The sequence below is a fragment of the Corallococcus sp. AB011P genome (assembly GCF_003611605.1).
GTDB lineage: Bacteria > Myxococcota > Myxococcia > Myxococcales > Myxococcaceae > Corallococcus > Corallococcus coralloides.
The window spans coordinates 714,827-730,511 of record NZ_RAVX01000003.1 but is presented as its reverse complement, the minus strand read 5'-3'; the positions used below and the strand labels follow the sequence as shown (position 1 = coordinate 730,511).

Genomic DNA, 15,685 nt, shown 5'->3' with positions numbered 1-15,685 from the left:
ATCAGAACGCGTCCGGGTCCAAGTCCCCCGCGCGCCCCAGCAGCAGCGGCGACGCGAGCCGGCTCTCCGGGTGCATGCGCAAGAGCGTGTGGATGACGCCGCCCAGCCCCGCCATCAGCCCGGGTGAGAAGGCGTCACGGGCAAGCCCCGCCACCGGGCCACGCGCCTCCAGGCCAGAGATCAGCTCCGCGTCCAGCGTCTCCCGGTCCGGCCCGAGCGGCTCCGAGGACAGCCGCCGCGCCGTCTCCAGCAGCTCCCACAGTCCCAGGTCGCCATGGCACAGGGTGTGGGTCCAGCCGAAGCCCTCGCGCACGGCCGCGGCCCGGGCCCGCTGGAACAGGTCCCCGTAGCGGGGCATCCCCGTGCGCGCGAAGAGGTCCGCCGCCGCCAGTCCGATGCCCGTGCTCCCGTGGCACCAGGTCGTCAGTTGATCCGTGGCGTCCGGGCGGCGCAGGTCCGTCCAGTTGCCCACGTCCCGCCGGTAGAGCCCGTCCACGAAGTCGAAGGCTCGCTCAGAGAGGCTTCGCCACCGCCGCCGGTCCGCCGCCGTCCCCGCCGCGCTCAGGCCCAGCCGCGCCAGCGCCCAGGCGATGCCCGCCGTGCCGTGCGCGAAGCCGCCGATGGGCTCCGGGAACATCGACGTGGACCACCGCGCGTCCCCCGCCACGCTCCGCGCCGTGTCCTCCAGCCGCCGCCCCGCGTGCGCCGCGAGGTCCAGCCACTTCGGTTCGCCCGTCTGGTCCACCAGGTTGAGCAGCGGGACGATGACGCCCGCCACGCCGCCGAGCACCTCCAGCAGTCCGTCGGCCTCCAGCACCTGGGGCGTCAGCACCGCCGCGCGCTCGCGGGCCCTGTCCAGCGCGCCAGGGACGGTGCCCAGGTCGTGCAGCGTGGACCAGATCCACACCTGTGACGCGAGCCCGGAGAAGCCCCCCGGCGACTTCACCGGCACGCGGTCCTCCGTGGCGCGCAGCACCGCGAGCGTGCCGTCCAGCAGCTCCGGCAGTCCCTCCACCGCGTCCGCTCGGCCGTGGTGGACCTCGCGCAGGTACTGGGCCAGCACCACCGCGACGCCGCCCTGTCCGCTGTAGTGCTCGGCGGAGAGCGGCCGCACCGCCCAGCCGTATTCGGCGAGCACCGGGCTGATCCACGTCACCGTCCCGTCCGGTCCCCGCACGGCCGCGTCGCGCACGCGGCGGACCAGCGTGGACAGCTGGGCCCGGCGCCGCGCATCCAGGCGCTCCTTGCGCGCGGACGTGACCGGCGCGGGGACGCGTGGTGGCAGGGCCTTCTCGTTGAGATAGGCGCTGATCAACGTGCTCTGGATGGTCATCTCCTCCAGCGACTCATCCACGGAACGCCACGCCTCCACCGTGGCGTCGATCACGCTCCGGGTCACGGGCAGCGTGAACACGGGGATGTCCCCCACGCACAGGTCCGCGAGCTCCTCCTCGATGACGGGCGCCGAGGACGGCGCACCGGGGGAGACCTCGGCGTTGCGGCGCATCACGTCGTGCGCCTTCGCGCGGGCCTTGGGCGCGTCGTGCAGCGACGCCGGGTGCCAGAGCATGCGCAGCAGCTCCGAATAGGTCTGCGTGGGCCGCAGGATGCGCCGGACCACCGCGCCCATGAATGGCTCCAGCTGCGGGCGCAGCGCTCCGTCCGCGTCCAGCGCCTTCATCCGCGACGTGAGCTCGCGGAAGCCGCCGACGACCTGATCCCAATGCCGCGCGAGCACGGGCTCCGGGCTGGGATGGTTCCTCGACGGCGGACGCTCCACCCACGTCATGCCCAGGCGGGCCGCGTCCGAGCCGCCGCCCACGATGGTGGGCACCTGGATGCGCGGCTGCTGGCCCGGAAGGGAACCCGCCGCGGAGATGTCCAGTCCGCCCAGGCCCGGGCCTCCGCTGCGCACGGGCAGCAGGCCGGTCCTCAGCACGGTGCCCCGGATGGCCTTCGCCGCCAGGTCCACCGCCAGCCCGCGCTCCGCCGGGGGCACGGGCGGATCCGGGGTGAAGAGGCTCTCCACGTCCACCACCACGGGCACGGGCCCGTGCGCGATGAGGTTCTCCGAGTGCAGATCCGTGCCGCCCAGCAGGCGCATCACCGCGAGCCAGTGGCCCAGGTTCCGGTAGAAGCGCGCGAGTTCGGTCTCGCCCTCGCAGAAGCGGTGCTCCACGAACTCCGCCCAGCCGTAGCCCGCGCGCACCAGCACGGACGGCACGCGGATGCGCGTGGCGGCGTCGTCCGGCGCGAGCAGCCTCGACAGCAGCCCCTCCAGCGCGCGGTCCACGCGCATGCACCGGGGCTTGTAGAGCACCTGCCCCTCCTCCAGCTCCAGCAGCGCGACCGTCTGGCCGCCCCGGTGGGCGTCGCCCTCGCCCAGCCGCAGCCGCTTCAGCGCGCCGCGAGGCTGGCCTGGCAACGCGGACAGCGCGTCCCGGTCCGCGACGAACCGCTCCGCGAGCCGCGACACCGCCTGGACCTGGAGCCGGCCCACGGTGGCCAGCCGCTCGAGGAGCGGCGGATAGCGCTCGCGCAGGTGCGCGTGGAAGCCGGAGGTGCACGCCCGGTCGAGGAACTGGTTCCACCGGCCCTCGGTGTCCGTGGCGTCCAGCCACCCTTCCAACCCCGCAGCGTGAAGCTCCAGGAGCAACACCCGGTTGAGCTTGAGCTGGGCGCTGAAGCCCACGGCCTGCCGGGCCGCCGTCTCCACGACCTCGCGCTCGCGGGCGGAGAGGTCCGCCATCCGCGCCAGCCGCTCCGACAGCGTCTCCAGCTGCGGCGCCAGCAGGACGCTCACGGGGCGCGCGAGCCACCCGGCGGGCGGGACTTCGGTGGCGGTCGACGCTTGCTCGTGCACCATGGGTGGGCTCCCTGGGGGTGGGGACCGGATGAGGGGATTCGCGCAAAGGGCCCTCCGGCACCGGGACGCGGCGCCGGAGGGGGCTTCAAACGGACGGACGGGGGCCGTCCGCCGGAATCAACAACAGTGGACGTCGATGGACGCGGTGCAGCTGCTGCAGCCCGTGTCCGCCACCAGGTTGGACTCGGTGAGCGCCTGTTCGGTGCGCTCACCTCCAACGAAGAGCGGTCCCGCCGGGTTGGTCATGCCGTGGGACTCCTCATTGCCGGCCAGCCAGCCCTCCACCACATCCTGGAACTCGGGCTTCTTCGTCATGAGTGTTCTCCCTCGCGTCCGGACGGTCATGGCGAGGGGTGCCATGTGCGCCGGACGCGGATCGAACGTGAACACAGACACGCCCCGCAATGCCAGACGCAGCAGGCCAAAGTCAGACATCGCACAATGACTTGCGCCCGCACGCCACAAGTCCAGCACGGCTCGAACGGCACGTAAGGGATTGCCACCACGAAACGGCTGGCCCCCTGCCCAAGGGGACGAGGAGACCGTGGACCAGGTGACAGGTCGGCCTCTGGGTCGCAGCGCGAGCCCGCCACGCAACACCCGCCGCCGCGAACGCCGGGGGCCTGACAGCCGGGCCCCTGTCCGCTCTTTCCAGGTCAGCAGGGACGCCTAGGATGGCGGGGAGGAGGTGAACGTGGAGCGCCCCATCGCCAGCCCGGAGGATCCGCTGGTCTTCAACGGCATCGACGGTGTCACCGGGGAGTACCTGGTGCCGCCCATCGCGTTGCCCGCGGCCGCGGAGGCGGCGGAGCCTCGGGGCGAGGCCGCGTACTTCGAGGCGTGGAGGAAGTGGCTCGAGTTCCTCCCCATGCGTCTGAGCTTCGGCCTGCCGCCCGACGCTCCGCCGGAGGACTACACGAAGGCCGGCTGGGGCGTGGTGTTCCCCGCGTCCGCAACCGAGGAGCTCCGCAAGAGCCTGGAGCCGCTCCTCGCCCACCGGCGCGGGCGCGTGGAAGAAGCGGACCGGTGCCACGTCCTCACCTACCAGCCCGGTGAGACGGCGCATCAGCTCCTGGAGCGGCACGGAGCGCCCATCGGCGACGTGGACCCGAGCATCGTTCCCTATTACCTCCTGCTCGTGGGTGGGCCGGACGCCATCCCGTTCGACGTGCAGCACTCCCTCTCCCTTTCATATGCCGTGGGCCGGCTCTCCTTCGACACGCCCGCGGAGTACGCGCGCTACGCGGACAGCGTGGTGGCGTATGAGACGGGCGCCTCCGTGCCCAATCACCGGCAGGTGAGCTGGTGGGGACCCAAGCACCCCGGGGACCGCTCCACGGAGCTCAGCGCGGACAGCCTCGTTGCGCCGCTGTCCCGCGGTGCGCCGCTGGATCAGCCTCCCCAGCTGGCGAAGACGGTCGCCGCGAAGGCCCGCTATGCCAGCCGCGACGCCATCGAGGACGACGCGACCCGCGAATGGTTGCTGGCCGCGCTCCACGGCCGGGACGTGCGCCCGGCGGTGCTCTTCACCGCGTCCCATGGCGTGGGCTTCAAGGCGAATGACCCGCTCCAGCTCACGAAACAGGGCGCCCTGTTGAGCCAGGATTGGGCCGGCTTTGGCGCGATGGCCCCGGCCCACTACGTGGCGGCGTCGGACATCCAGGACGACGCCCGGCTCCATGGACTGGTGGCGTTCTTCTTCGCCTGCTTCGGCATGGGCACGCCCGCGCACGACGAGTTCCCGCTCCATGCCTCACGCAGCGGCGACGCGCTCGCGAGCGCCCCCTTCATCGCGGCCCTGCCACGGCGGCTCCTGGCGCATCCCAACGGCGGCGCGCTGGCGGTGATCGGCCACGTGGAGCGGGCCTGGGGCTTCTCCATCAAGCCCCTGCAGATGACCCAGACGACGATTCACCCGTTCCGCAACACGCTCTGGAAGATCATGGCGGGCATGCCGGTGGGTCACGCGCTGCGCGACTTCCGCGACCGGTTCTCCGCCGCCAACAACATCCTGCTGACGCACCTGGATGCCAACACGTCCAACGGCAAGCTCCAGCCGCGCGAGCTGCTGCACCGGTGGATCGAACGCAACGACGCTCGCAACTACGTGGTGCTCGGCGATCCCGCCGTGAGCATCCGGCACAACGACCTGCAGGCGCTTCCCTGAAAGGAGCATCGACCCATGCGAACGCTCATTCTCAGCGATCTCCACCTCGGCAACGGTGGCCCCTACGACATCTTCGCGGGCGCCGCCGAGCTGCCCGCCCTCTTCGACTCCTTCACCCGCACGCCCACCCACGTCGTCCTCAACGGGGACAGCTTCGACTTCCTGCTCAACGACGACCCGCTGGCGGTGGATCCCCAGCGGACGCTGGAGCAGGCCCGCGCACTGGTGACGTCCGCGCCGACGGCGCCCGCGTTGAAGGCGCTCGGGCGGGTGCTGGCCGCGGGGGGCCGGGCGACGATGGTGGTGGGCAACCACGACCTGGAGCTGGCGCTGCCGGACGTCCAGGAGGTGATCCGCTCCGCGCTGGGCCAGCCCAGGGAGGTCGCCTCGCGGCTGGAGTTCCGGGACGGCACCGCGCCCCTGCAACTGGAGGTCGGCGGTTCGCGCGTGCTGGTGACGCACGGTGAGCACACCGACGTGGCGAACCGCATCGACTACGCCTCGCTGCTGTCTTCGGAGCGGGCGAACCGCTTCCGCTATCCGCCGGGCTCGGTGCTGGTGAAGACGCTGCTCAACCCGCTCAAGCACCAGCACCGCATGCGGTACATGGACCTGCTCAAGCCGGACTTCGAGGGCGCGGTGATGGTGGCGCTCGGCGTGAAGCCGGACGCGCTCAAGGTCCTGTTCAACGCGGGGACGCTCACGCTCATCCGGCGCCTGCTGGAGAACCGGGGCCTCGCGCCGGCCTTCGCGCTCGAGCCGATGGACGCGGTGGGCGCGTCGGACGCGGACGCGCACCTGGCGCGCAGCCTGGCGCGGGTGGACCTGAAGGACGACGAGGTGGACGCCCTGCTGTCGGTGCTCGACCCGGAGAAGCTCAACGCCTTCGACAATCCGGAGGCCCTGGGCCGTGCCCGGCTGAAGCTGGCCAAGGCGGGGTTCGCGTTCTACGCACGCCTGCACCGCGCGGTCGCCGGCAGGACCGGCACGGACTACTTCGCCCTGGAGCCCGGCAAGGACGAGCTCGCGGAGACCGCTCGGCTGGGCAAGAAGTACAACCCGCAGGCGGTGGTGATGGGCCACACGCACGCGGCCCGCTGGCACGAGGGCAATGGCCCCCTCTACGCCAACACCGGCACGTGGATCTCCCTCCTGCGGCTCCCCGCCCCGGAGGCCTCCGACGAGGAATGGGGCGAGTACCTCGCGGAGCTCCAGGGCAATCCGTCGCTGGACCCGGTGAAGCAGAGGCACGCGAGGCTGGAGCAGCGCTTCACCTTCGTGGAGGTGGAGCCGCACGCCTCGGCGCGGGGCGCGACGCTGCGGCTGTCGCAGTGGACGGATCAGGGCCCGAAGACGCTGCGCAGCGCGGACCTTCCGGCCGGGAGCTGAGGTCCGCGCTCAGCGGGAGAGCTGGGGACGGTCCGCCACGGCGGACAGCACGCCGTGGAGCAGGGCCAGCACCACCGCCACCCCAAGCATGTACGGAGCGATGAACTGAAGGCCCCATCGCTCCGCGATGATACCCGCGAGGCTGGGCAGCGCCGCCACGCCCGTCGTCGCCGCGCTGACCTGGAAGCCCACCGCGTGCGCGGAGACATCCAGCCCCACGCGGCGCGGCGTCTCCGACATCAGGGCCGGGAAGATGGGCGCCAGAGCGAGTCCCAGCAACGCGAGCCCCAGCGCGGGCGGCACGGCGGGAATCGCGAACAGTGCCGCGCCCACCACCGCCAGCACCGTGCTTCCGTGCAGCATCCGCACCGGCCGGAGGTGTTCGACGACGAAGCCTGACAGCACGCGCCCCACCAGCAGGCTGCCCCAGTAGATGCTCACGCAGGTGCCCGCCGCGGCGGTGTGCAGGCCCCGGCCTTCGGTGAGCACGGTGAAGCTCCACTGTCCCGCCGTCACCTCCACGCCCGTGTAGAAGAAGAACGTGAAGATCTGCAGCCACACGCGGGGCCGGCGCACGGCCTCCATCGCGGACGAGGTGATCACCTCCGCGCGAGGCTCCTCGCCCGGCGCTCCCACCGGCGCGTCCCACAGCCGGCGCATCAACAGGAACGTCAGCGCCAGCGTCCCCAGCACCACGGCGAGGACCGCATAGCCGGTCCTCCAACCCGCACCCCGAGCCAGCAGCGCGGTCATCAACACCGGCCCCATCGCGGCGCCCACGCTGTAGGCCGCATGCAGCCAGGCCATGTGCTTGGGGCCGAAGTTCTGGGCCGCGTAGTTGTTGAGCGCGGAGTCGATGGCGCCCGAACCGAAGCCGATGAAGCAGGCCGCGGCCAGGAACAGCACGAACAGCGGCACCGTCGCGTAGCCCGTGAGCCCCAGCGCCACCGAGCCGGTGCTCAACGCCAGCAGCAGCCCCAGGTTCAGCGCCCGCATCAGCCGGCCCGCGAGCAACCCGGAGGTGAAATAGGCGACCGCCGCCGTTCCGAGGATCGCGCCCATCGCCGCCTGCGACAGACCGAAGGTGTCGCGCAGCGACGGCCACGCGACCCCGAGCACCGCGTCCGGCAATCCCAGGCTGACGAAGGCCAGGTAGGCAAGCGTAAGAAGCGCGGGACGCGGACGGGGCACGGGCGAGGAGACACTCACGCGGAGCACCCTAGATCGCGCTCAAGCATCGAGTGGGGACATCCGGGTCACATGCGCCCTCCGAGCCTTGACCTGCTACATCCAGCCCCACCTCGCTCCTCACAATTGCCATCACAAACAGCTCCAACCCAGCCACACGCAACAACAAACAAACCCACAGAATCGTAAAAATCAACAAAACTAAAGCATAACCTCCACAAAATGACGCAACACCTGAGCGCTCACATACGCACCATATCGCTGAAACCTGTCATCCTTCTCTCCGTCAGCAAAATCAACAACAGCCTTAACGGAAAACGGAGCCGGCCTTGGCGAAATGGCCTCACTGGCAGCAGAAAACACTCCATAGGTTTCCATCTCGACCCCCAAAAGCTCTCTATGCTGAGATACCACCCCCTCAATCGTCCCCTTATCCGCCAACACAGCTGCCCCCGAAGCGAGCGGCCCGACCCGCAGGCTCAATACATGCTCAGGACGCTCTGCAGGCCACGACTCTCGAATCCGACCAAGTAGCGAATGATTATCCGCCAAACGTCGGAACTTATGTCGAAGAGAGGTATCCAAGGCAATCTGATGCGGCGCAGCCAAGAAGGAATTCTTCCCATCTCGCAACACCCACTTCCCGCTCCCATAATCCCATGATGGATCCGAAACAATCACATCCCCCGCCTTCACCCTATTGCGTACGCCCGCAGCGATACCCGCCATCGCAATGAATTTAGGGCGAAAGGAAGCAATCATTTTTGTCGAAAGCACCGCAGAAGCAGACATTCCCATTCGCGGCGCAGCGGCAGCATGAACCACAAACTCACTCTCGTCCTTCTCGAACTTACCCTGATAGTAAATCGTATCATCCCCTGGAACGCGAATTTGCTTCCATCCCCATGGGATCTTCAGAACACTCTCAAGCTCAGGCGATTCTAGTGCACACACAACTGCCAAGTGCGACAAGAACGCAGGAACCTCTGCCCCGCGACCAGCCTCAGCAGCAAGGACATGCCGAACTCGGGACTGAAGTCGCCTGATCCACTCCCCCGAGCCGCCGTCGAACTTGATCAACACCAACAAGCGCCTGGAAAAACGCTCCACCCCAGCCGCAAACAATTCCTCATGCGAAGTGAGCCCAATAATATGCTCTGGAACAAAGTACTGTTCCCGCTCCAGCAATTCCTCAAGCAGAACCAGCCCGGCATCTTGCTGAACATCCAAATCAACACGCAACGGAAGAGCAATATCAAGAATCAAAACATCAAAACGCTCCTCACGAAGCGCCACCTTGGCCGACTGCACATCAACAGCATGAACAAGATCTTTGAGCGAAAAACCATCAACCGCAACCAGAGCTGCCGATATCTGACGAAGCTTCGCAGTGTCATCTTCCACAACAAGCACCTTCATAGCACCCCCAAAGGCAGGTCAATCCTCACCCTACAACAAGAGTCTCTGCTGACACAGTTCGAATCATGGCAAGCAGCGCCTCTCTCCAACCAGTAAGTGCGACGTTATAATAGACCACTCCTTGATAAATATCAGGATGCTCCAGCCTCAATTGCGAATCCAATTCAGACAGATCAGTAACGTTCTTCCCTTCGCCAAACCTGTCAAACTGAGTCACAACAATGACCGGCGTCTTAATCCCTCTTCGATCCATCTGCTGGAGAATTTCGCGTCCTCCATATGCCTGGGGGCGCCCTCCATCATCATCAGGGCCGATATCAAACGACGGCATAGTCATATCAAGAATGACAAAATCAAATCTATCAACAACGAGAGACCGCAAGCCGCTATTCAGCGACTTGGATATGAATAATGACACATTTGGAACGACCGCCTCAATAAGCGCCGCCAACTGGCCGCGCTTATTCTCATCATCCTCAATCAATAACACGTTAACCATTGTCGCGAGCACCATGGGCCAGCATCTGAACGGGAATAGAGAAGCTCACAAAGAACACCCGGTCTTCTCGAAATCCAAAATCAAGAACCGGCGGCAATTGCAGGTCGTGAGTCAGAATCTTCCTGATCTTAAGAAGCCCCGTCCCTCCTTCTCGGCTAACTGCAGCCAAGTTGGAGGACTCCCTCATGGAAGTGCGTATGTCTTCCACTCGAGTTCTTAACGGTGCAGCCATAGCTGCCGCCCCGATGGGGCTCTCCACCAAACAATGAATCTTCTCATCACCATATGTAATCTGAATATTCGCCTCGTGAGGACTAGAGGTTGCAGAATGCTTCACGATATTGTCAAAAACAATAAAAAACAAATCAACGAACGCTGGAAGCAGTATGCCCTGCAGCAATCGCCGCCGCTCCGTCCCGTTCAGCGAAATGCGCGCATTTACAACACGAGTCGCAGTCCGCACGCTCTCCACGCTGACGCGTACAGCATCCTCTATTGAAAATGGATCCTGCGCTGTTGCAGCGGATACTCGAAACCATTCGACAACACGATCAAATGCAACCTGGACTCCAGTGCGAGCGGCACTTATTGCATTGCTAAAGTCATTAAATGCTCTTGGATCGAGTTCGCCACGTATTTGCGAAATCTCTGACTGCAACTCCGCAAGCAAGTCGTTCACCTTGGATTTTGCAATTCGCTCAATAGCTTCCCGGACAACTTTCAAGCTATGCTCTAGGCGCCTGCCAAACATTGCAAAAATCGCATTCACAAGCTCAACAAAGCCAACGTTAAGTCCAACCAACTGGGCAAGCCCGACCGCATCGGTCTCATAGAACACAAAGTTAAACAAACCCTTGTCTTCGGGGACTCGCCTAACCCTTATCCACTCATTCAACATCATTCGAACAATCTCATCAAAGTCGCGCGAGAACCTTCCAAGTCGGGCTTCAATATGTTCGCGGACTCCCTTGGTCGAACCAGAGAACTTTGCAGCCCAAGCCTCATTGGGTCGGTATTCTCCGCTTGCCTCATCCCAGGGAGTAATCAGCTTTTGTGCTTCGACTGGGCTTCTCAGGTGGCCCGACAGCGTCCCATGGCGTATCCGCACACTCAAATAACCATCGAGGCCATGGGCCGAGCTCGACACATATTCATCCCTAAGACGGGCGACAATCGAGCCCAATATATCCATAGCCTCATTGGACGGCAGAGACAGTCGCGCTTGCCCTTCAGCATCAACCAACTTAACCTTATCTTTCGACTCGGCCAAAGCAGCCGCCGTGGTGAGTCGTGCAGTTCCGACGCCATGTTTCAAAAAGGCAGCATACCTATTAAAATCCTCACGAAGCCGCGTTTCTGCAGTCCGAACAACTCCAGCCAAATCTACGTATATCTTGCGCTGTTCAACATCGCGAAGGCGGCGCCTAACCATGAGACCACCAAGGAGTTCGCGAATCTCCGCCTGTAGTTCATCGGCCTGGCTCGACTTCATGTCCAGCAAAAGTCGACAGACGGCAATTCTCTCCTCTGTGACCTCCCTAGAGCCCTTGAAGACAATGGACTTTCCCATCACAGACTCAATGCAGACATTTGCAAGGAAGTACTCAATCTGGTCGTAGTCAAACCTATCCAAAAAGCCCGACAACTCCGACGGACGGGCCACGCCATGGGCGGTCAAGAAATCCTCATACGCAAAAACAATATACTTCTTGAGATCTCGCGAAACAAACTCGTAATACATGTCATACACAATCGCAAGCGCAAGCCTCGATCGCAGCCTCTGCCTTACGCCTCCATTAATTGCCTCGGCAGCATCTCGAAGAGGAAGCATATCATACATCGTGTAATCGTATGCGAATGTCGCACCCATCAACTCTATGCATTCATCGATCCTGCCGAGCCGCAACAGCACGCCGCATTGGATTCTAAGCCTATACCTGTCATACATCCTGTCCGTACTGCTGGGCTCGCCAATACCAGCAGATGCCGCCAGCGCATCGACAAATCTCGAGGCCAACAAATGATGCTCCGCACGAAGCAGTGCGAACTGCTCCTGACAGAATCCGTCAGCCAAAGCAGCAGGTATCGTCCCTCCAGATAGCGCCTCCGCATAAATACGGAGTTCATCACCGTCAGGCCTATCGAGATACCTCTGTAGAAACGCATGACGCAGTCCAGAATCCATTCCAGGCAGAGCCGCCCCTGGCTCGCTGACCCCAAACGCCAATGCATACTGAGCGGCGTGCATCAGTCGTGCGCCTGGCTCTGGGGACCGCTCTCGCCCCACAAACTCTGCGATTGCGTTAGCCCAAGCATGCCCATGAAAGTTCAGAGACCATCTCAATAAGCTATTGGTCGCCTCCTCCACATCCTCCGTGCGCGAAAGAATCAATTTCAACTTCTCGACTATTTTCCGCCAGAGCGGTCCATCCTGCGAGTTATCCCCCTCGCCAGCGTCTTGTCCTGTAGGGCCTTCAGACGCGCTCGCCTGAGCAGCCAAAACCAATAGCGCAGGATTGCTGGGGTCATTCCGCAATCCGTCCATTGAGATGCGAAGCGACTCCACATAATTGCCACGAAGAAGAAGCCTATGGGCCTCATCCACCGCGACGTTACCTTCATCGGAGCCGGCCGAGTCACCGAATATGGCCTTCCGGATCGTCAGAAGTCGCGCGTCATCAACGCACGCCGCCAGCATTTGAATGGCGCTTTTACACGCAGGCCCCAACGCCTCGTGTCCAGAATTGACGGAGGCAGTTATCGTTGCAACAAGCGCCTCATACCCGTCAATAATAGTCCCTGATTGCTCATTTCTGAGAATATGCGCAACATCAGTCAGCTCCAGACGCCCCTCAGGAGCAATATGATACGTCAGATACACACCCAATTCCTGCGGGAAATGCTTAGCCAGCATTTTCCTCTGCCTTCTCATAAAGCCTATCGGCGTTACCGTCTCCTCGTTTCCCTGACTGACTTGGTATGCGACAAAGGAGGCCACGCCCTCGCGTGGAGATCCCTTTATGACCTGCTTCACGTATTCCTTCTGTTTTTCAAGCCCGCCCATGAGCTGAAACAAGGCCACTCTGTTCTTAATCAACCAGATGGATTGCCCAAGACTTCGCTCAATTTCACTGAGTACCCGGGCTGCCTCCGCGTATTCCCCACAAAGAACGTATTTCTGATAGACTAGCGACTTGCCCGCAAAAATAGACAAAGCCTTGGCATGGGCATGACAGTATGCCGCCATCCAAGCAATTTCGCGCGCAGGATGAAGCACATCCAGCCCGGGATGCGTCTTTAGTTCGGAGAGGGCAGTCGGAAATGGGGTGTGGAAAACCCCCTTAGACACAGTGGGATTGGCTATCAACCACGCGGCCAGTCCTCTGTATAGCTTATCGTCTACTGTCCTGCGGAGGCGATTAAAGACAAGCAAAGCATTCTTCGAGCCCCTGAGAGCATTCTTTGCGTCGGCAAGGGGATCGCCACTGGCTTCACGCTTATGGTTTTTGCTTGAAGTCATTTGTCATTAGCCTCTGCTGTTCTCGCGTGATGCCATGGCACGATGAGTTAGAAACAAATGCTGCTGGCACGTTCTGCCGATTGGCCCTCATGCATCTTAGACTACACTGTCAGTCGGCGTTGTGCTGGACGCGTCGCATTGGCTCTACACATCTTAGCCCCAGTAACTGGGCGTAGAATCTGACGGCTTGCGTTGAGTCCGTGCGGCCTCAGAAGATGGACAGGCCGGTCAGCGTCGTGAACCGGTCCAGCGCCTCCACGCCCGCCACCGAGTTGCCCCGCGCATCCAACCCGGGGCTCCACACGCACAGGCCGCAGCGGTTGGGGATGACCGCGATGATGCCGCCGCCCACGCCGCTCTTGCCCGGCAAGCCCACGCGGTAGGCGAACTCTCCCGCCGCGTCGTACGTGCCGCAGGTGAGCATCACCGCGTTGACCTGCTTGGCCTGGCTGCGCGTGAGCAACCTTGATCCATCCGCGCGCTGACCATGCCGGGCGAGGAAGCCACAGGCCCGGGCCAGGTCCGCGCAGCTCATCGCCAGCGAGCACTGCCAGAAGTAGTGCTCCAGCACCTCCGGGACGGCGCTCTCCATGTTGCCGTAGCTCGCCATGAAGTGGGCCAGCGCGCTGTTGCGGTGGCCGTGTTCCGCCTCCGACGCCGCGATGACCGGATCGAAGTCCACGGACGGATTGCCGCTCTCCGCTCGGAGGAAGTCCCGCAGCGTGCCGCGCGCATCCCCGGTGAGCCGCTGCAACCGGTCCGTGATGACCAGCGCTCCCGCGTTGATGAACGGGTTGCGCGGGATGCCCTGCTCGTACTCCAGCTGCACCAGCGAGTTGAACGGGTTGCCCGACGGCTCCTTGCCCACGCGCTTCCACAGCGCATCCCCGTCCCGCGCCAGCGCGAGCGCCAGCGTGAACACCTTGGAGATGCTCTGGATGGAGAACGGCTCGCGCCAGTCCCCCACGCCATACACGTCCCCCTCCACCGTCGCGAGCGCCATGCCGAAACGGCGCGGGTCCACCGCCGCCAGCGCCGGGATGTACGTCGCCACGCGGCCCTGCCCCACCACCGGCCGCACCGCATCCCAGACCTCCGACAACACCGCCTGGTAGTCCATGTCCCGCCATCCTCGTCCGGAAAGGACGGGGACGCTTTCAGAATTTCCGCGCCGCGGTGTCTGCTGGGCATGCGCCTGTTCTCGACCACGTTCCTGGCCCTCTCCCTCCTGGGCTCCGTCCCCACCGCGTGCTGCAGCAATCCCAGCCCGTCCACCAACGCCTGCCAGACCCCGGAGGAAACGCCGACGGACCCGGGCACGGTCCACGTGACCCAGATCGGCGCCGGGGAGTTCAGGGCCGCGGACCAGACCTGGCCCTATCAGCTGCTCAAGCTGGAGGTGCCCGGCCGCGCCGCGACCTATGCGCAGTGGTTCCCGCCCCGGAAGCCGGGCGTGTCCCCCACGGTCGTGCTCACCAAGCCCTATGACGGCATCGCCTGGACCGGTGAGGCCGTGGACGCGAAGTGGGCCGCGCGCGGCGCCGGCATCCACCCGGACGACAGTGAGCCGCACTACGGGCCGGGCTCATCACCCATCGCGTTCACGCCCACCACTCCGGAGATCATCGCGGGCGAGGCCTTCATCCACCTGCTCCATGACTTCGGCGTGCTCGCCGTCTTCGGCCGCTTCTACGCAGGCGGAGACCTCCAGAATGACCGCGACGACATGAACGCGGGCATGCGCTTCCTGGCCCAGGCCCCCAACGTGGACACCCGCCGCATCGGCATCTTCGGCGGATCCTGGGGCGGCTACGAGGCGCTCTACGCCGCGGCGGACGCCCCCTCCACCGTGGTGCCCGCCGTGGGCGTTGCCCTGTGCCCGCTGTCCGACTTCGCCGCGGAGGTGGACTACGTGAGCCGGTGGGTGCCCGCGCGCGTGAGCGACCCGGCCATGCGCTCGCGCTACCAGCAGTTCTTCGAGCCCTACTTCCGCCGCATCTACGCCACCACCGGCGGCGACCCCGTCACCCCCGGCACGGACTACACGCGCTGGACCGCCGCCCACCTGGCCAGCACCGTCCAGACGCCGTTCCTCATCCTCCACGACGACTGGGACACGCTCATCCCCGTGGAGCACACGCGCGCGCTCGTCGCCCAGGCCCCGCAGCGCTTCACGCCCATGTACTTCCAGAACCTCCCGGCCGTGGACTGGAACACCCTGCCGCCGGACCACGGGCCGTTGCTCAGCGCGCACGGCAGCGTCGTCATCACACTGAGTCTGGGGCACCTGCTCGTGACGCTGGGCGCGGCGGAGCACCCCCTCTACGTCCCTCACGCACAGGGCACCGTGCGCACGTGGCTGCAGGGCGTGCGCGCCGCCCAGGAGCAGGGCCGCGACGTGAGCGACGTGGTGCCCCGCCTGCAGGAACTCACCGACCCGCGCGTGCTGATGTTCGAGCCCACGCTGGGAGCGCTCCAGCCGGGCGCCGCCTTCATCGCCCAGGAGCTCAACGCCGTCTGGGGTACGAGATTCACCGACGCCAACGTGCGCTCGGCGATTGGTCCCGGCCTGCCCAAGCCCTGAGCCAGCGTATGGTCGTCTCCATTGGCATCGGAAAACGTCGGAACGCCCATTAC

General features: G+C 64.7%; 10 protein-coding genes. 3 read left to right on the top strand and 7 right to left on the bottom strand.

The window, feature by feature from the left end; all coding sequences use genetic code 11:
- Position 1: 1 nt before the first annotated feature.
- Together D7X30_RS12580 and D7X30_RS12575 are read right to left on the bottom strand one after the other, a co-directional pair.
- Positions 2–2,866 carry a type 2 lanthipeptide synthetase LanM family protein gene (locus tag D7X30_RS12580; RefSeq protein WP_120563124.1) on the bottom strand — a complete coding sequence of 955 codons (2,865 nt, stop codon included), beginning with the start codon at positions 2,864–2,866 and terminating at the stop codon, positions 2–4.
- A gap of 117 nt (positions 2,867–2,983) precedes the next feature.
- A complete protein-coding gene (locus tag D7X30_RS12575) occupies positions 2,984–3,181 on the bottom strand; it encodes a DUF6229 family protein (protein ID WP_120563123.1) in 198 nt (65 codons plus the stop codon).
- A 379-nt stretch (positions 3,182–3,560) separates the two neighbouring features.
- Between D7X30_RS12575 and D7X30_RS12570 the strand changes: the two genes are divergently transcribed.
- On the top strand, positions 3,561–5,033 hold the full coding sequence (locus D7X30_RS12570; protein WP_147443173.1) for a hypothetical protein: 1,473 nt from the start codon (positions 3,561–3,563) through the stop codon (positions 5,031–5,033).
- A 15-nt stretch (positions 5,034–5,048) separates the two neighbouring features.
- A complete protein-coding gene (locus D7X30_RS12565) occupies positions 5,049–6,422 on the top strand; it encodes a metallophosphoesterase (RefSeq protein WP_120563121.1) in 1,374 nt (457 codons plus the stop codon).
- A 9-nt stretch (positions 6,423–6,431) separates the two neighbouring features.
- Here D7X30_RS12565 and D7X30_RS12560 read toward each other — a convergent pair whose 3' ends face one another.
- From D7X30_RS12560 to D7X30_RS12545, 5 genes are all read right to left on the bottom strand, one after another.
- On the bottom strand, positions 6,432–7,631 hold the full coding sequence (locus D7X30_RS12560; protein WP_120563291.1) for a sugar MFS transporter: 1,200 nt from the start codon (positions 7,629–7,631) through the stop codon (positions 6,432–6,434).
- Between the two features lie 180 nt (positions 7,632–7,811).
- Positions 7,812–9,029: a response regulator gene (locus tag D7X30_RS12555; protein WP_120563120.1), complete on the bottom strand. Its 1,218-nt coding sequence runs from the start codon at positions 9,027–9,029 to the stop codon at positions 7,812–7,814.
- A 25-nt stretch (positions 9,030–9,054) separates the two neighbouring features.
- Positions 9,055–9,543 carry a response regulator gene (locus D7X30_RS12550; protein ID WP_120563119.1) on the bottom strand — a complete coding sequence of 163 codons (489 nt, stop codon included), beginning with the start codon at positions 9,541–9,543 and terminating at the stop codon, positions 9,055–9,057.
- Positions 9,521–13,048 (bottom strand): hypothetical protein, encoded by a 3,528-nt coding sequence (locus D7X30_RS41635; RefSeq protein ID WP_147443172.1) that lies wholly within the window; start codon positions 13,046–13,048, stop codon positions 9,521–9,523. Before D7X30_RS41635 ends, D7X30_RS12550 begins: the two co-directional genes overlap by 23 nt.
- Before the next feature lie 208 nt (positions 13,049–13,256).
- Positions 13,257–14,168 carry a glutaminase gene (locus D7X30_RS12545; protein ID WP_120563118.1) on the bottom strand — a complete coding sequence of 304 codons (912 nt, stop codon included), beginning with the start codon at positions 14,166–14,168 and terminating at the stop codon, positions 13,257–13,259.
- A 69-nt stretch (positions 14,169–14,237) separates the two neighbouring features.
- On the opposite strand from D7X30_RS12545, the gene D7X30_RS12540 reads away from it, so the two are divergent.
- Positions 14,238–15,632: a S9 family peptidase gene (locus D7X30_RS12540; RefSeq protein WP_120563117.1), complete on the top strand. Its 1,395-nt coding sequence runs from the start codon at positions 14,238–14,240 to the stop codon at positions 15,630–15,632.
- The last annotated feature ends 53 nt before the right edge of the window (positions 15,633–15,685 follow it).